This window comes from Pantoea sp. ANP04 (assembly GCF_041982285.1).
Lineage (GTDB): Bacteria > Pseudomonadota > Gammaproteobacteria > Enterobacterales > Enterobacteriaceae > Pantoea > Pantoea eucalypti.
The window spans coordinates 434,090-451,357 of sequence record NZ_JAUTYS010000002.1 but is presented as its reverse complement, the minus strand read 5'-3'; the positions used below and the strand labels follow the sequence as shown (position 1 = coordinate 451,357).

At 55.3% G+C, this 17,268-nt stretch carries 18 protein-coding genes; 14 read left to right on the top strand and 4 right to left on the bottom strand.

The annotated features are described in order from the left end of the window. Positions 1-104: 104 nt before the first annotated feature. The 5 genes from fucO to glsB all read left to right on the top strand — a co-directional run bounded on the left by fucO (position 105) and on the right by glsB (position 4,388). Positions 105-1,253 carry a lactaldehyde reductase gene (gene fucO / locus Q7C21_RS04615; protein ID WP_375150452.1) on the top strand — a complete coding sequence of 383 codons (1,149 nt, stop codon included), beginning with the start codon at positions 105-107 and terminating at the stop codon, positions 1,251-1,253. 309 nt (positions 1,254-1,562) lie between these two features. Continuing rightward, complete coding sequence (locus Q7C21_RS04610; protein WP_008924737.1) at positions 1,563-1,736, top strand: GhoT/OrtT family toxin; 174 nt, start codon at positions 1,563-1,565, stop codon at positions 1,734-1,736. A gap of 104 nt (positions 1,737-1,840) precedes the next feature. Beyond that, positions 1,841-2,017, top strand: a complete 177-nt coding sequence (locus Q7C21_RS04605) for a hypothetical protein (protein ID WP_008924738.1) — start codon at positions 1,841-1,843, stop codon at positions 2,015-2,017. Positions 2,018-2,191: 174 nt separating this feature from the next. Then, the gene (locus Q7C21_RS04600; protein ID WP_375150451.1) at positions 2,192-3,391 is read left to right on the top strand and encodes a CynX/NimT family MFS transporter; all 1,200 of its coding nucleotides are present in this window, start codon (positions 2,192-2,194) and stop codon (positions 3,389-3,391) included. A gap of 76 nt (positions 3,392-3,467) precedes the next feature. Further along, positions 3,468-4,388 (top strand): glutaminase B, encoded by a 921-nt coding sequence (gene glsB, locus Q7C21_RS04595; protein WP_008924740.1) that lies wholly within the window; start codon positions 3,468-3,470, stop codon positions 4,386-4,388. Between the two features lie 135 nt (positions 4,389-4,523). On the opposite strand, the gene Q7C21_RS04590 is transcribed toward glsB, so the two are convergent. Beyond that, positions 4,524-5,465 (bottom strand): Rpn family recombination-promoting nuclease/putative transposase, encoded by a 942-nt coding sequence (locus tag Q7C21_RS04590; RefSeq protein ID WP_375150450.1) that lies wholly within the window; start codon positions 5,463-5,465, stop codon positions 4,524-4,526. Between the two features lie 198 nt (positions 5,466-5,663). Then, complete coding sequence (locus tag Q7C21_RS04585; protein WP_375150449.1) at positions 5,664-6,617, bottom strand: D-2-hydroxyacid dehydrogenase; 954 nt, start codon at positions 6,615-6,617, stop codon at positions 5,664-5,666. Between the two features lie 219 nt (positions 6,618-6,836). On the opposite strand from Q7C21_RS04585, the gene Q7C21_RS04580 reads away from it, so the two are divergent. The 3 genes from Q7C21_RS04580 (at position 6,837) to Q7C21_RS04570 (ending at position 9,836) form a co-directional block, all read left to right on the top strand. Further along, on the top strand, positions 6,837-7,256 hold the full coding sequence (locus tag Q7C21_RS04580) for a DUF2946 domain-containing protein (RefSeq protein ID WP_008924742.1): 420 nt from the start codon (positions 6,837-6,839) through the stop codon (positions 7,254-7,256). Positions 7,257-7,301: 45 nt separating this feature from the next. Beyond that, on the top strand, positions 7,302-9,032 hold the full coding sequence (locus Q7C21_RS04575; RefSeq protein WP_039661378.1) for a DUF2534 family protein: 1,731 nt from the start codon (positions 7,302-7,304) through the stop codon (positions 9,030-9,032). 126 nt (positions 9,033-9,158) lie between these two features. Continuing rightward, complete coding sequence (locus tag Q7C21_RS04570) at positions 9,159-9,836, top strand: pirin family protein (protein ID WP_008924744.1); 678 nt, start codon at positions 9,159-9,161, stop codon at positions 9,834-9,836. Between the two features lie 27 nt (positions 9,837-9,863). Here the strand turns inward: Q7C21_RS04570 and Q7C21_RS04565 are convergent, their stop codons facing one another. After that, positions 9,864-10,091 carry a hypothetical protein gene (locus Q7C21_RS04565; RefSeq protein WP_003851555.1) on the bottom strand — a complete coding sequence of 76 codons (228 nt, stop codon included), beginning with the start codon at positions 10,089-10,091 and terminating at the stop codon, positions 9,864-9,866. 165 nt (positions 10,092-10,256) lie between these two features. Between Q7C21_RS04565 and Q7C21_RS04560 the strand changes: the two genes are divergently transcribed. From Q7C21_RS04560 to crtB, 6 genes are all read left to right on the top strand, one after another. After that, positions 10,257-10,787, top strand: a complete 531-nt coding sequence (locus Q7C21_RS04560; protein WP_033742868.1) for a YtfJ family protein — start codon at positions 10,257-10,259, stop codon at positions 10,785-10,787. Between the two features lie 219 nt (positions 10,788-11,006). Then, positions 11,007-11,915, top strand: coding sequence for a polyprenyl synthetase family protein (locus Q7C21_RS04555; protein ID WP_033762527.1), 909 nt, complete (start codon positions 11,007-11,009; stop codon positions 11,913-11,915). A gap of 9 nt (positions 11,916-11,924) precedes the next feature. Beyond that, entirely contained in the window at positions 11,925-13,220 is a 1,296-nt protein-coding gene (locus Q7C21_RS04550) for a glycosyltransferase (RefSeq protein ID WP_140915944.1), read from the top strand. Next, a complete protein-coding gene (gene crtY, locus Q7C21_RS04545) occupies positions 13,207-14,367 on the top strand; it encodes a lycopene beta-cyclase CrtY (protein ID WP_313045071.1) in 1,161 nt (386 codons plus the stop codon). The genes Q7C21_RS04550 and crtY overlap by 14 nt, the downstream gene beginning before the upstream one ends. Then, entirely contained in the window at positions 14,364-15,842 is a 1,479-nt protein-coding gene (locus Q7C21_RS04540; RefSeq protein ID WP_140033836.1) for a phytoene desaturase, read from the top strand. Before crtY ends, Q7C21_RS04540 begins: the two co-directional genes overlap by 4 nt. Then, positions 15,839-16,768 (top strand): 15-cis-phytoene synthase CrtB, encoded by a 930-nt coding sequence (crtB, locus tag Q7C21_RS04535; protein ID WP_192378015.1) that lies wholly within the window; start codon positions 15,839-15,841, stop codon positions 16,766-16,768. Before Q7C21_RS04540 ends, crtB begins: the two co-directional genes overlap by 4 nt. Here the strand turns inward: crtB and Q7C21_RS04530 are convergent. Further along, positions 16,707-17,234 carry a sterol desaturase family protein gene (locus Q7C21_RS04530; RefSeq protein ID WP_033762477.1) on the bottom strand — a complete coding sequence of 176 codons (528 nt, stop codon included), beginning with the start codon at positions 17,232-17,234 and terminating at the stop codon, positions 16,707-16,709. The two genes, crtB and Q7C21_RS04530, sit on opposite strands and share 62 nt — an antisense overlap. Positions 17,235-17,268 lie beyond the last annotated feature (34 nt).

The following is a 17,268-nucleotide window of genomic DNA, read 5'->3' as shown; positions in this document are numbered from 1 at the left end:
TGATTTTTATCAAATGTCTTTACCTGAAAGTGAGAGAGTCTGCGCAGAACATCCACCGGAGATCACGGATGTTAAAAATTCATTTGTTAACAGAGGATGTTTTAATGACCCAACGTATAATTCTCAATGAAACCGCCTGGTTTGGTGCTGGTGCTTTGCGCCATTTGCCGGAAGAGGTACAACGTCGCGGGATGCGAAAAGCACTGATCGTTACTGACAAAGCGCTGGTCGCGGCGGGTGCGCTGAAACGGGTGACTGATCTGCTGGCGCACCATCAGCTTGACTGGGCGGTGTATGATGAGGTGGTGCCGAATCCTACCATTCGGGTTGTGCAGAAGGGTGTTGCGGTGTTCAGAGAGTCAGGTGCCGACTACCTGATAGCCATCGGTGGCGGCTCACCACAGGATACCAGCAAGGCGATCGGCATTATTATTAATAACCCTGAGTTTGAAGATGTCCGCAGTCTGGAAGGCGCCAGCCCCACCCGCCATCCGTGTGTGCCAATCATCGCCATCCCGACCACGGCAGGCACAGCCGCAGAAGTGACGATTAATTACGTCATTACTGATGAAGAGAAGCGCCGTAAGTTTGTCTGTGTCGATCCTCATGACATTCCGAAAGTGGCGATCATTGATGCGGAGATGATGGCGAGCATGCCAGCTTCGCTGAAGGCTGCGACGGGTATTGATGCCTTAACCCATGCCATTGAAGGCTACATCACACGCGGCGCCTGGCCCCTGACCGATATGCTGCACCTCAAAGCCATTGAGATTATCAGCCAGTCACTGCGCAAATCGGTGGCAGGAAATATTGAGGCGGTTGAGCAGATGGCGCTGGGACAATATGTGGCCGGTATGGGTTTCTCCAATGTCGGCCTTGGTCTGGTGCATGGCATGGCACACCCGCTTGGCGCGTTTTATAACGTCCCGCACGGTGTAGCGAACGCTATTCTGCTGCCGCAGGTGATGGCGTGGAATGCCTCCTGCACAGGCGAAAAATATCGCGATGTTGCCCGCGCAATGGGTGTAAAACAGGTCGAGTCATTATCGCTGGATCAGGCGCGGGAAGCGGCGGTCGCCGCGGTTCGTCAGCTCTGTCGCGATGTGGGTATTCCCCGCTCGCTGCGTGAAGTGGGCTTAAAAGAAGTGGATATCCCAGCACTGGCACAGGCGGCGCTGGATGATGTCTGCACTGGCGGCAACCCACGGACTCCGGACCTGGAGGAAGTGATGGCGTTATATCACCAGAGTTAAGTCACACCCCTTGGCGCTGTAATATATTGCCCGCACTCGCTGGCGGGCTTTTTACATCCTGCAAACGAATAACAGAGAAGTATTCGCCAGCGGTTGTAGGAATGCATTTGCGGCGGCAGCAAAGGTTTTAGCGGCATTTTTCGGCCGGGTTTCAGCCTGAAATCGCCTGATGTGATAGTGCAGTTCAGAGTCCGAATTGCGCGCTTAATCCATGATTTCTTTAGATCCTAAACCGCGCACCTCTTGATCTGGATCACAAAAATCCGCATCATGCGCAGCGAAAACCTTAATGACGCTGCGGAGATTACGATGACACTGTACCAGGGAATGCTCATTTTCTATGCTGTTGTTGCACTGGTCGCTACGCTGATCACGTTCTTCATCGCAAAAGATAAGCTGAGTATCAAACTGCTGAGCGCCTTTTTAGTCGGTGCGACCTGGCCGATGAGTTTTCCTGTCGCCCTGATGTTTGCGCTGTTTTAATTGACAGAATCTGCTTAGCGACCACACTCAGGTAAGACGTCCCTGACCTGCAAACCGGCGATCACCGACGTAACTTTGTTCGTGACGGTTAATAAGGAGCGGCTATGCGCGTTGTCAGTGTGATGATTCTGGTTTCACTTCTTAGTGCATGTAGCGCCAGCGCCCCATGGCACGCTGAAAAACAGGTTCCCGCAGCCGAAACCCGTCAGCAGACCTGCCAGCCCGGCACCAATCCCAGCCAGAATGACTGCGGTCACTTCCCTGAACCTGAATTTCACTGATCGGTAAAACGGCCAACAGTGCTGCGAGATCGCATTTGCGCTATCTCATAGCATTACAAGGCTTTACACGCCGCTAACCGGTCAGTAGAGTAGCGCCCAGACATCAATTCTGATGCGTAAGCGTTAACGTCAAGCAACGCCCCCGCAGCACTGCTGCCTGTGATGATCCCTGCCATGATGCCTGTACAACACGCCGCTAAATCTCCTACTGCGTTTTCAAGCGCTACGTTTTTTTTGTTCGTCCTGCTGCTTACTGCCGCGAACCTTCGCGCACCTATTACTGTCGCTGGCCCGGTATTGCAGGATATTCGTCAGACGTTTGGACTCACTGCCGGTGAAGCGGGCCTGTTTAATTTTATTCCACTTATTCTCTTTGCCCTGCTCGCCCCACCCGCCGCCTGGCTGGGAAATCAGCTTGGGCTGGAGCGGAGTTTGTGGGGTGCGCTGTGTCTGATCACGGCCGGTTCACTATTGCGCTGGCACCCCGCCGAAGCAGCACTGTGGGGGGGAACGCTGCTGCTTAGCGCAGGCATTGCCGCCGCCAACGTCTTGTTGCCACCACTGATTAAACGCGATTTCACCGCCCACACCGCTAAATATATTGGTCTCTATGCTGCAACGATGTCGATCACTGCCAGCCTGGCTTCAGGCATTGCCGTGCCGCTGAGCCAGCTTTCATCGGCCGGCTGGCGACTCTCGCTGGTCGTCTGGGCACTGCCCGGGCTGGTGGCGCTGATTGTCTGGCTGCCGCTGTTGCGTCAGCGGCAGTCAACAGTCGCGGCAACCGATGCGCCCGTCGCGTATCGTCATCCCTGGAAATCAGCCGGGGGCTGGCAGATCGCGCTGTTTATGGCGCTGCAGTCGCTGGCATTTTATACCCTGATCGACTGGTTTGCTGTCTTTGCTCAGGACAATGGCTTCAGTCAGAACCGTGCGGGCTGGCTGCTATTCTGGTATCAGGCGATTGCGATCATTGCCAATCTGGGCTGTATGGTGGTTCTGAAGCGGGTTAAAGACGCCCGGCTCACTGCATTTATTGCCTCATCGGGTATTTTCCTTGGCATGCTGGGTTTGCTGCTTAATCCGCATTGGGCCGCCATCTGGCTGACACTGGCTGGACTGGGCGCGGGCGCATCGCTGGTGCTTTGCCTCTCGCTGTTTAATCTGCGAGCCACTCATCACCGCCAGGCCTCGCAACTGTCGGGCATGGCGCAGTGTGTGGGTTATGCACTGGCGGCATTTGGCCCTTTGTTTTTCGGCGTGCTCCATGAGCAGAGCGGTAACTGGACGCTGCCTTTCGGTGTACTGGCCCTGCTGAGCCTGCTACAGATGCTGCTGGCTCCGCTGGCAGCGCAGTCAAAACCTATTAGCTGAGATTGCGGCGAGCCGCTATCAATTAATGATTCGCTGGTCGCGGATGCGGACAGCAAGAATCGACGGGAGAAGGTAAGTGTCTGAACTGAATAATGCTCTGCTGCAGGCGATCCTGGACCAGGTACGTCCACTGGTGCATCAGGGAAAAGTGGCTGACTATATCCCTGCGCTGGCCGATGTGGCCGCCGATAATCTGGCGATTGCGGTTTGCCTGCGTGACGGCACCCTCTTTCAGGCAGGTGATGCTGAGACGCGCTTTTCGATTCAGTCGATCTCAAAGGCGCTCTCACTCACTGTGGCACTGACGCGCTATGACGACAGCGAAATCTGGCAGCGGGTCGGCAAAGAGCCCTCAGGTCAGCCTTTTAATTCGCTGGTGCAGCTTGAGCTGGAACAGGGTAAGCCGCGTAATCCTTTCATCAATGCCGGTGCACTGGTGATTTGCGATCTGCTGGAAACCCGTCTGACCGCACCACGGCAGCGAATGCTGGAAATTGTGCGTCAGCTCAGTCAGCAGCCCGATATTAATTATGATCGCCATGTTGCCCGTTCTGAATTTGAACACTCGGCCCGTAATGCAGCCATCGCCTGGTTAATGAAGTCGTTTGGTAATTTTGATAATGATGTCACCAGCGTGATGCAGACCTATTTCCACTATTGCTCACTTTCAATGAACTGCATTGAGCTGGCCCGCACCTTTATCTACCTGGCGAATCAGGGAAAAACGCTGGATGGCAGTCAGATGATCACGCCACGTCAGGCCCGACAGATAAACGCACTGATGATCACCAGCGGAATGTACGATGGCGCAGGCGAGTTCGCATGGCGCGTCGGAATGCCAGCTAAGTCAGGTGTGGGGGGTGGAATTATTGCTATCATTCCCGGCGAGATGAGCATCGCCGTCTGGTCACCTGGGCTGGACAGCGCGGGTAATTCACTCGCGGGAACCGCTGTGCTGGAATTGCTGACTGATAAGCTGGGACGTTCGATATTTTGATGCTGAGCGTGAATATTTAGCTCGCCGTCATAAAACACGGCGTAATTTCAGGATGTTGGGAAAGCCGTCTGATTTGAAGGGTGCCGCGCACTGGCGATGTGAGGCACCAGTAATTATCAGAGTGCAAAAAATATCTTAGTGTGAAATTTGTGTCAGATCGTCTTCATTCAGACCGGTCATCTGCATAACCGTGTTGCGATCCATACCATTCATCAGCAGGTTACGCGCAATTCTCAGGCTCGCGCCACGAACACCTTCTTTTCGTCCCTGTTCGATGCCCTGTTCAATACCCTGTTCGATCCCTTTCTCAAGACCTATCTGCTCAAGCTGTTGTGCAATAGTCATAAGTGCGTTCTCGTGTTGGGGCACACGCCGTGCCAGCTCCCGTACAAAGGCTTTGGCGTCTGATGTTTCGCCCGCCTGTACCATGTAGTGTACCAGCGATATCACCTGTGATGAAGAGTGATCGCCTGCCATCAAAATGGATACCAGCCTGTCCATCAGATCTGTCAGATCTCGCTGCCGGATGTGCTTTTGCAACAGGGTCAGAGCCGCCATGTTGCGGTGTTGCATGATCTCATCGTCAGGAATCACCGTGACATCGATCAGCGGAAAACTGTGGCTGTAAAGCCTGTCCGCCAGCACCGGGTCATCAAACTCATCCAGCCACCGGGTCGAATAGGGATAGGGCGTGCGTCTGCCGGTGTAAAACAGGATGGGTATCACCAGCGGCAATGTCTTATGCCCGGCTTCCAGATGGCGCTGCATAGCTGCCACTGCATAGCGCATCAGCCGAAATGCCATGTGTTTGTCAGGTGCTGACTGATGCTCAATAAGTACATGGATATATCCATCGCCAGCGGTTGTTTTAAGACTGTAAAGCACGTCGCTGAAGTACTGCCGAAGGTCATCCTCCACAAACGACCCCGACTCCAGCTTCAGGGTGCTGAGATCACAGCGTATGCGCAGCTCCGGCGGCAGGTGCAGCGCCATAAAATCCCGGGCAATATCCGGCTGAGTCAGAAATTGCCGGAATGTCGCATCATGAGGTGTGGGCGTGCTGTTCTTATTTTTCACTGGCCAGAATCCTTTCTGTTCCTGAAGCGCTTACAACGGCTGAGTCAGCCAGTAAAAGGCGCTAATTCCTGTCACGCACGAACGTTTAGTCACTGATGGAGATAACGAAACTAATAGCCTGATTAATAACCACTGTAAAACGTGTCACCTGAATTCTACGAGGTTGCTCTGAATATCAACGCATGTCAGAGATTAAAACTATTTCCGCAAGGCCCGACTCACCACATTAACCGGCTCGCCCTGCATAAAGGCCCCGATATTGGCCATCACGCCCGTCACCAGATTCTCCACACCGCTGCGACTCGCCCAGGCAATGTGCGGCGTCAGCAGCAGAGTTGGCAGATCCGCCAGCAGCGGATTGTCGGGCGCGGGCGGCTCGCTGCTCAGCACATCCAGCGCCGCGCCCCCAATGACACCCTGTTTTAACGCCTTAGCGAGGTCGGCTTCGTTAATCAGTCCGCCGCGCGCGGTATTGATTAGCAGCGTATGCGGTTTCATTTTCTCCAGCGCCTGACGATCGATCATCTGACGAGTGCTGTCACTCAACGGGCAGTGAAGCGAAATAATATCGCTTGTCGCGAGCATCTGTTCGAAGCTGACATAACCCTCACGCACCCTGTCACTGCCTTTACGCTCGGCGTACTGCACCTGCATACCCAGCGCCTTAGCCAGCCTGCCGACTGCCTGGCCAATGTCGCCCTTGCCCACGATACCCAGCATTGCGCCGCCAATATCCCCTATCGGCTGACGATGCAGACAGAAGTGCTGAGCCTGCGGCCAGTCGATGCGGGTATTGCTGGCGTAAGCCATCATCTGACGGCGCAGGGCAAAAATCGCGGCGATAACCGCCTCTGAAACGCTTTGGGTGGAGTAACCAGGAACATTACTGACCACAATGCCGCGTGTACGACAGGCATCGAGATCAATACAGTCATATCCGGTCGCCGCGACACAAATAAAGCGCAGATCGGGTAAGAGTTTTAAGGTGTCGGCACGCAACGGCACTTTATTGGTGATCGCGACTGTGGCGCCCGTAAGCGCCGACACGATTTCACTGACCGAAGTCTGTGCACGAATTTCCCAGTCAGCATTCTGCTTTCCGGTCGGCAGTGAAACAGGCAGCGTGTCGCCATCCAGCATGACAATTTTCATTCTTAGTCCTTTATGGGTTCGGTTTAACTGCAGCCGAAACATTAATGTTATTTGTATGTGTTCTGGTGGTAACAACTACGTTAAATGATGCTGAAATTAAAGTGAATATGTTCAAAGAGTGCGAATTTTCTCGCTACAGAAGCCACTTTATTTAACCCTTTTATCCCCTTCGCGTTACACTGCCGCCCTGAATTCTGACCCCAAATGCCTGTTAAAATCATGCAGAGATCTGACATCCGACAGCGACTCACAGCCGGTATTGCGATACTGGCCGTGCTGCTGTTGTTTGTTGCCCCGATGATCTCTAAAAATCTGGCTGAACATCGCGCCATGATGCAGGATGCCTCTGCCATGAGCGCAGAGATGCCCATGATGGATCATCACAGCGAGATGGCGATGGCGGATCACGGGATGATGATGGGTTCGGGCTTTGCCTGTGGTTACTGCGATTTGCTGGTTCATGTGCCGCTGATGCTATGGGTCTTTATCCCGTTCATCTGGTGGATGTGCCTGATAAGCCGCGCCCCGCCTCCTTCTGCCATTAATCCGCCGCAATGGCGACGATTACTGCGCCTTCACCGACCGCGTGCGCCACCCTGTTTTGCGTCACACCGACTGCTAACTGATTCGATTGCGTGACAACGTCACCAGATCGCCTTTGTCTTTTGAAAAGTGTGGAATGCTATGTCCTCTAATCGGGAAATGTCCCCTGCACCACGTGGCACTGTTTTTAACCTGTTTCGCCGCCTGCATTTTTATATTGGCCTGTTTATTGCGCCGTTTATTTTCGTCGCCGCTCTCACCGGTACGCTCTACGTTCTTACGCCGCAGCTGGAACAGGCGATTTACCACGATGCCCTGACCACTGACGCGCAGGGTGTCGCACAACCGCTGTCAGCTCAGATTGCCGCTGCCCGTGCCCGTGCCGGTGAGTCCGCGCGCATTTACGCCGTGCGTCCCGCACCAGGCCCGCTGGATACAACCCGGGTGCAGTTTGCTGAGCCTCAGTTGGGTCCATCTGAGTCGCGCTCGCTGTTTATCGATCCCTACACCCTGCAGGTGAAAGGCGATATGACGGTGTATGGCACCAGCGGTGTGTTGCCGCTGCGAATGTGGCTGGATCAGCTGCATCGCGGCCTGTTGCTGGGAGATTTTGGTCGCAATTACAGTGAACTGGCGGCTTCGTGGCTGTGGGTCGCCGCGCTGGGTGGACTCGTTTTATGGGCCGGCACGCGGCCACCACGACACCGTAAAAAAGCGCTGAGTGGCTTTGCAGCAACGCGTCACTGGCACGTCACGCTGGGTCTGATTCTGGCCATCGGCCTGGTGTTCTTTTCAGTCACGGGGCTGACCTGGTCACAGTGGGCGGGCAACAACATTGATAAGATGCGCAGCGACTTCGGCTGGACAACGCCGCAGGTTAACACCGCGCTGAATGGTAACGTTCCTGCCGAAGCCGCCGATCCCCATGCTGACCATCGCGGTGCGATGGAAGGAATGACGATGTCCGGGATGACCATGCCAGCGAAAACCGCGCCGCCGGTGATCCTGAATCAGCCGAATGCCAGCTGGGATCAGGCCCTGGCGGCTGCACGTCAGGCCGGACTTCACGCCACGAAACTGGAACTGCGCCAGCCTAAGAACGCTGAACAGGCATGGACAGTGTCAGAGATTGATCGCAGCTGGCCGAGCCAGGTCGATGCAGTTTCCATCAATCCGGTTAATTTCAGCGTGGTCGATCGCGTTGAGTTCGCCAGCTTCCCGCTGGTGGCGAAACTGACCCGCTGGGGCGTGGATGCCCATATGGGCGTGCTGTTTGGCCTGCCCAACCAGCTGATTCTGGCGCTGTTTGGCTTTGGTCTCTGCACAATGATTGTGCTGGGCTACCGCATGTGGTGGATACGTCGCCCGGCTGTTCCTCAGCTCAGCCCATCGCAGACGCTGTTGTCCGCCTGGCTATCACTGCCGCGCTACGCACAGGGTACCAGTCTGATTGTCATGCTGGCCCTGGGCTATGCCCTGCCCGTTATGGGTGTCAGCCTGATAGTGCTGATTCTGCTGGATATTCAGCGCTGGCGCAGTGCGCAGCGAGCCGCTATCGTTCAGGTGGAAATCGCCCCGGATAAGCAGTCGCCGCTGGCTATCGTTCAGTCGCGCTTCGCCGGTAAACGTAAAGAGATGCGTTATTTTCTGCGCAGCGTCACGGTGCTGGCGCTGATTGTCATCTCGGTAATGGCAAATGCGATGATTGGTGGCGTGATTGATCAGTATCAGATCCCTTTCAGCCACTGGTCACTGACTATGTATATCACTCAGGCGATGATGATCCTGCTCTACTCCACCGTCTTTACCGGGCTGTTGTCGATTCCACTCTGGTATTTCTTTCTGGGTGAAAGTGACGAACAGGGCAAGTAGGCTGCCAGCACGGCAAATTGTCTATTATTCAAAATAACTGACGAAGCCGGGCAAGTCCCCCGGCTTCTCATTTTACGTCTGAGGTCTATGATCGTTGTTATTGGTCACTTTATTTAAGAGCTAATCATGAACATTGTGCGAGCAAATCCTGAGCAACTTTTTGAGTACGGTCCTTTCACCGTTCGTCGCCAGCGGCCCGGCGCTGCCCTGAGCCCGCTGATCAGTGTTGACCTGATGTCGTTAAAACTGGATGCCCGGATTCCGATGCAGCAGCATCAGAATGAAGAAGTGTTCACTTACCTTTGGCGCGGTTCGATGCAACATCAGGACAGCAACGGCGAGCGCACACAGCTCTCTGCAAAGAAAGTGATGGTGGTCAATGCGGGTGAAGGTGTTCAGTACGAAGAGTCGGTGCCGCTGTATGAAGCGGAGCTGTTGCAGGCCGTGATTCGGCCTTCACAGCCGGGCGGGGAAGCGATGACTCAGGTGCTGGAACGCGATCAGGGCATTATGACCAACGGCTGGACCGAACTGGCCGGGCCAGAAACGTCTGACGCGCCACTGGAACTGCGCCAGGAGGTCTATATCTACGACACGCTGCTGGCGCGCAACCATACGCTCAATGTGCCTTCAATGCCGGGATTTGTCGCTTATCTCACCGTGCTTGAAGGCATTATCCGCGTGGGCGATCACCGTCTGGGTCGTGGAGACGCAGTCAGCGGGCTGGATGACACCATTGAAATCGTGGGCGACCGTGAGGCTAATCTGGTCTGTTTCCTGGTGAAGCCCGATAATTTTGCATAAGAAAGCGCGGGACTATCCCCGCGCTGATTAAAGCGTTTTACGTTGCTGCCTCGCCTGAACCCGTTTATAGGCATGATCAAACTGACAGACATCGTCGCGCAGCCAGTGACGCTGCGTCAGCGGGGCATCATCCAGCGCCTGTGGCAGCGGCACGCCTCCCAGCGATCCCCGACAGCAAAAGGCGCGCGCCAGCGTTGGGGTTGCGATGCCAATATAACGGGCAAATTCAGGTAGCGTCATCAGTGTTGTACTCATTTCACACCTCCAGTAATCAGATCTTCCCCGCTATTTTGACTCCAGTTATTAAATGCCTTTATTGATCTGAAACATAGATGTGATACTAATCTTCTGCCTGCTGATGAGATAGCTGGCCTACGTAAACCAAAAAGAAGTGAGGACCCTGTGCGCCATTATGGATTGATGATAGCCCTTCTTTTTTCGGGTTTCGCCACTGCCCACACCCTGAAAACGGGTTTTCCTGTCCCCACCGTCTATGTCGCCGACAAAGGCGAAATGGTGCTGAAACAGGGCGACATTCATTATCAGCGCTGGAATAGTCAGACTCTGACCGGAAAAGTGCGTCTTGTGATTCATGTGGCGGGTCGTCTCTCTGCGAAAGATCAGAGCGAGCCTTTAATCAATGCCATTCAGCAGGCCCGACTGCCGCGAGACCGTTTCCAGACCACCACCATCGTCAATACTGACGATGCTCTGCCCGGCAGTGCCATTTTTGTAGTGCGCAGCATTGCGTCCAGTAAAAAGGCTGACCCATGGCAGCAATTCATTATCGACAGCAGTGGCGTTACCGCTCACAGCTGGCATCTTCTGCCGGAAAACGCGTCAGTGGTCGTCATTGATCCGAAGGGAATTGTGCGTTTCGCCAAAGATGGCGCATTATCTGACGAGGATGTCGCCAGCGTGATAAAAACGCTGCGCGCATTACTGGGTTGATTCAGGCAGAATGCCCCGTTAATTATCGACGTTAAACACGGAATGCTGCTGAATTTACCGACATTTTTATCTCTGTGAACTACGCTTAGTTGTAATGGAATTACCCGCCGTTCTTTGAAAACCTGCCCACTATGCAAGGGCAGTCGGGGACGATTATTGAAGATGGCATCGAAGAATTTCGACCTGCTGTGACTTCCTCTGTAGATAAGGACAGCCATGATGACGGTCTGTGCAGAACAACACGTCAATTTCAACCGCAGTGAGGCTGCGAGCCTGTTGAACGAGATTGAGCAACGGCTCGACCAGCTTTTACCGGTTGAAAGTGAACGTGACCTGGTCGGCGCTGCAATGCGCGACGGTGCGCTGGCACCGGGAAAGCGTATTCGTCCGCTGCTGCTGCTGCTGGCCGCGCGCGATCTCGGTTGCGACGTCACGCCCGCCGGTTTGCTTGATCTCGCCTGTGCAGTGGAGATGGTCCATGCCGCCTCCCTGATTCTGGATGACATGCCCTGCATGGATGATGCGCAGTTGCGTCGTGGACGGCCGACCATTCACTGTCAGTATGGCGAACATGTGGCGATTCTGGCCGCGGTTGCACTGCTGAGTAAGGCATTTGGCGTGGTCGCCATGGCAGAAGGCTTAACAGCGGCCGCCAGAGCAGACGCCGTCGCGGAGTTATCCCATGCGGTCGGTATGCAGGGACTGGTGCAGGGTCAATTCAAAGATCTCTCAGAGGGTGACAAACCACGCAGTGCTGATGCCATTCTGATGACCAATCACTATAAAACCAGCACGCTGTTCTGCGCCTCAATGCAGATGGCCTCCATTGTGGCAGAAGCATCTGCAGAGACCCGCGAAGAGCTGCACCGTTTTTCACTGAATCTCGGTCAGGCTTTCCAGTTGCTGGACGATCTTACCGACGGCATGGCCGATACCGGCAAAGATACCCATCAGGATGAGGGTAAATCGACGCTGGTGAATCTGCTTGGGCCTCAGGCAGTGGAAACGCGACTGCGAGACCATCTGCGTTGCGCCAGCGAGCATCTGCTCTCGGCCTGTCAGGACGGTTATTCCACACATCATTTTGTTCAGGCCTGGTTTGAGAAAAAACTCGCTGCCGTCAGTTAAGGATGCTGCATGAGCCACTACGCGGTCATCGCACCGCCCTTTTATAGCCATGTGCAGGCGCTTCAGCATCTTAGCCAGGCTTTAATCGCGCGCGGACACCAGATTACCTTTATCCAGCAGACGGACGTCAGCGCGCTTCTCACTGACCGGCGAATTGGCTTTTTCCCGCTGGGCTTAGCCTCGCATCCCGCGGGCAGTCTGGCGCATACCCTGCAGCTGGCGGCGCATCCTCTTGGCCCGTCGATGCTGAAACTGATCAATGAGATGGCGCGCAGCACCGATATGCTCTGTCGCGAATTGCCGGTGGTGCTGAACACGCTGGCGATCGATGGCGTCATCGTCGATCAGATGGAACCTGCCGGTGCATTAGCAGCAGAGTTTCTGAATCTGCCTTTCGTTTCGGTTGCCTGTGCGCTGCCGCTAAACCGTGAGGCAGATTTTCCGCTGGCCGTGATGCCATTTGACTATGCAGGGACAGATCAGGCGCGCGAACGCTATCGCACCAGTGAAAAAATCTACGACTGGCTGATGCGGCGTCACGATCGGGTGATCGCCCGCAATGCTCATGCAATGGGATTAGCATCGCGCGAAAAACTGCATCACTGTTTTTCACCGCTGGCACAGATCAGCCAGCTTATCCCGGCACTCGATTTTCCCCGCCAGACCCTGCCCGACCATTTCCACGCGGTTGGACCTCTGCGCGCTGCGGAATCGTCATCGGCTGCGTCGAAGACACGCTATTTCACGCAGGACGACAAACCGAAGGTTTTTGCTTCACTCGGCACCCTGCAGGGTCATCGCTACGGCCTGTTTAAAACCATCGTCCGTGCCTGTCAGGAGATTGACGCGCAGTTATTGCTGGCGCATTGCGGTCGCCTGTCACCGTTTCAGGCGGAGAAACTCGCGCAGGCCAGCCATGTTCAGGTGGTCGATTTTGCCGATCAGGCAGCGGCTCTGGCGCAGGCCGATCTGGCCATCACCCACGGCGGGATGAACACGGTGCTGGATGCAGTTAACCACCTGACGCCGCTTCTGGCGATCCCCCTGGCCTTTGATCAGCCAGGCGTTGCGGCCAGAGTGGTCTGGCACGGTATCGGACGTCGCGCATCACGCTTTACCACCAGCCACTCAATGGCCCGCCAGCTCCAGACCTTGCTGGCAGATGAGAGTTACGTTGAGCAGATGAAAACGCTGCGCACCGCCCTTCGTCAGGCGGGCGGGACAACACTGGCAGCGGACATTGTCGAACAGGCGATGCTGACCCGTAAACCGGTGCTTAAGAGGAGAGATTATGCCGCGGTATGATCTTATTCTGGTGGGTGCGGGACTGGCAAACGGCCTGATTGCTTTGCGCCTGCATCAGCAGCGGCCGTCCCTGCGCATTCTCTTAATTGATGCCGAAAGTGAGCCAGGCGCGCATCACACCTGGTCATTTCATGCGGAAGATCTGACTGAAACACAGCATCACTGGATTGCGCCACTGGTCGTTCATCACTGGCCCGGTTATGAAGTGCGCTTTCCTCAACGACATCGTTCCCTGAACAGTGGCTATTTTTGCGTGACCGCAGAGCGTTTTGCGCAGGTCATTCGTGACAGATTTGCGTCGGAACTGCTGCTGAACACCAGAGTGGCGAACATCGCTTCACGCTCGGTCACGCTGGAGGATGGCCGCGTACTGGACACTGACGCGGTGATCGATGGTCGTGGCTATCAGTCCGATACCGCGTTGCGTATGGGCTTCCAGTCGTTCGTGGGGCAGGAGTGGCAGCTCAGTGAACCACACGGACTGACTGAACCGATCATCATGGATGCGACGGTGGATCAGCAGGCAGGCTATCGTTTTGTCTACAGCCTGCCGTTTTCTGCCGATACACTGCTGATTGAAGATACCCATTATATTGATCACGCCACGCTGGAAGGCGATCGCGCCCGTCAGAATATCCGTGACTATGCCGCGCAGCAGGGCTGGAAACTGAACCAGCTACTGCGAGAAGAGCAAGGCGCGTTACCGATTACACTGACCGGCGACGTGGCTGCCTTCTGGCAGAAACGCGATTTACCCTGCAGTGGTCTGCGTGCCGGGTTATTTCATCCTACCACTGGCTACTCTCTGCCACTGGCGGTTTCACTGGCTGACCGGCTGGCTCAGATGCAGACGTTTACCTCTGAAACCCTGCACGCCACCATTGCGCATTTCGCCAGTCAGGCCTGGCAGCAGCAGCGCTTCTTCCGCATGCTAAACCGGATGCTGTTTCTCGCGGGTCCGGCTGACCGGCGCTGGCAGGTTATGCAACGTTTTTATGGACTTCCCGAAGATCTGATCGCCCGTTTTTATGCGGGAAAACTCACTTTGTCTGATCGGCTGCGTATCCTAAGCGGCAAGCCACCGGTTCCCGTACTGGCGGCATTACAGGCTATTATGACTCCTCACCGTCAACAGGCGATGCAATGAATAGAACGACAGTAATTGGCGCAGGCTTTGGTGGTCTGGCTCTGGCCATTCGCCTTCAGGCGTCCGGTATTCCCACCCGACTGCTGGAACAGCGTGACAAGCCTGGCGGCCGGGCTTATGTCTATGAGGATCAGGGCTACACCTTTGATGCCGGTCCAACGGTAATCACCGATCCGAGCGCCATTGAAGAGCTGTTCACGCTGGCGGGCAAAAGGCTCTCTGACTATGTCGAGCTGATGCCAGTCAAGCCGTTTTATCGCCTCTGCTGGGAGTCTGGCAAGGTATTCAGTTATGACAACGATCAGCCAGCGCTGGAAGCACAGATTGCCGCGTTTAACCCGCGTGATGTTGAAGGCTACCGGCGCTTTCTTGACTATTCCCGTGCGGTGTTTGCAGAAGGCTATCTGAAACTCGGCACTGTGCCGTTTCTCTCTTTCCGCGACATGTTGCGTGCTGCACCTCAGCTGGCAAAATTACAGGCGTGGCGCAGTGTTTACAGCAAAGTGGCAAGCTACATTGAAGATGAACATCTTCGTCAGGCATTCTCTTTTCACTCGCTACTGGTGGGCGGAAATCCCTTTGCCACGTCGTCAATTTACACCCTGATTCATGCACTGGAACGTGAATGGGGCGTCTGGTTCCCACGCGGCGGCACTGGCGCGCTGGTTCAGGGCATGGTGAAGCTGTTTGAGGATCTGGGTGGGGAAGTAGAGCTGAATGCCAGCGTTGCCCGTCTGGAGACGCTGGAAAATAAAATTACCGCCGTGCATCTGGATGACGGGCGGGTATTCCCGACCCGTGCGGTCGCCTCTAACGCGGATGTGGTTCACACGTATAGCGAATTACTGAGCCAGCATCCGGCATCGGTGGCGCAGGGGAAAACCCTGCAGAATAAGCGCATGAGTAACTCGCTGTTTGTCATCTATTTTGGCCTGAATCATCATCATGATCAGCTGGCGCACCATACCGTTTGCTTTGGTCCGCGCTACCGCGAATTAATTGATGAGATCTTCAACAAAGACGCGCTGGCAGAGGACTTCTCACTCTATCTGCATGCGCCCTGCGTGACCGATCCGTCACTGGCACCTGAAGGCTGCGGCAGCTATTACGTGCTGGCGCCCGTGCCGCATCTCGGCACCGCCGATATCGACTGGAGTGTTGAGGGTCCGCGCCTGCGCGATCGTATCTTCGACTATCTGGAGCAGCACTATATGCCGGGCCTGCGCAGTCAGCTCGTGACGCACCGCATCTTCACGCCGTTTGATTTTCGCGATGAGTTGAATGCCTATCAGGGCTCGGCGTTCTCGGTGGAGCCGATCCTGACGCAGAGCGCCTGGTTCCGGCCGCACAACCGCGATAAGACGATCAAAAATCTCTATCTGGTCGGTGCAGGCACCCATCCGGGCGCGGGTATTCCGGGCGTCATTGGTTCGGCCAAAGCCACTGCAGGATTAATGCTGGAGGATTTGGCTTGAACAGTCCGTCACTGCTCGACCATGCCGTAGAAACCATGGAAGTGGGTTCAAAAAGCTTCGCCACGGCATCGAAGCTTTTTGATGCCAAAACACGACGCAGTGTGCTGATGCTCTACGCCTGGTGTCGGCACTGTGACGACGTGATTGACGATCAGGTGCTGGGCTTCAGTAACAATACGCCGTCGCTGCAATCTGCGGAACAGCGCCTGGCACAGCTGGAGATGAAAACGCGTCAGGCCTATGCCGGATCACAGATGCATGAACCTGCCTTTGCGGCCTTTCAGGAGGTGGCGATGGCGCATGACATTCTGCCTGCTTATGCCTTTGATCATCTTGCAGGTTTTGCGATGGATGTTCGCGAGACACGCTATCAGACGCTGGATGATACGCTGCGCTACTGTTATCACGTCGCGGGCGTGGTGGGTCTGATGATGGCGCAGATTATGGGCGTGCGAGACAATGCCACGCTGGATCGTGCCTGTGATCTCGGGCTGGCATTTCAGCTGACCAATATTGCGCGCGATATCGTTGAAGATGCTGAAGCGGGACGCTGCTATTTGCCCGCCGAGTGGCTGACTGAAGCGGGTCTGACACGAGAGACGCTGGCTGACCCGCATAATCGCCAGGCACTGAGTCGCGTTGCCCGTCGGCTGGTAGAGACGGCCGAGCCCTATTACCAGTCGTCGTTAGCCGGACTGCCCGGTTTGCCGCTGCGCTCAGCGTGGGCGATTGCCACCGCGAAACAGGTGTATCGTAAAATCGGGATGAAAGTGGTTCAGGCGGGTCCACAGGCGTGGGATCAACGCCAGTCCACCAGCACACCCGAGAAACTGGCTATGCTGGTGGCGGCATCAGGTCAGGCGGTTACTTCCCGGATGGCGCGTCCTGCTCCACGTCCCGCTTACCTCTGGCAGCGCCCCGTTTGACACCGTGACGTTCCCGCAGCGTCGCCTGCAGTTTTGACAACGGCGGCGCATAGAGGAAACCAAACGAGACGCAGTCCTCTTTGCCACGTACAGCATGATGCATGCGGTGCGCCATATAAAGTCTGCGCAGATAACCCCGGCGCGGAACATAGCGGAACGGCCAGCGTTGATGAACCAGGCCATCATGCACAATAAAATAGAGCAAACCGTAAAGCGTCATCCCCGCACCAATCCACTGCAACGGCCAGACACCTGTGCTGCCCAGATAAATGAGCAAAATCGACAGGCAGGCGAATACCACTGCATAAAGGTCGTTAACCTCAAACCAGCCTTTATGGGGTTCATGATGTGACAAATGCCAGCCCCAACCCCAGCCATGCATAATATATTTGTGCGCCAGTGCAGCCGTTATCTCCATACCGATAACGGTGACCAGAACAATCAGGGCATTCCAAATCCACAACATAGTTTCTCCCGAGCATGCATCCTGCAAAGTGGCG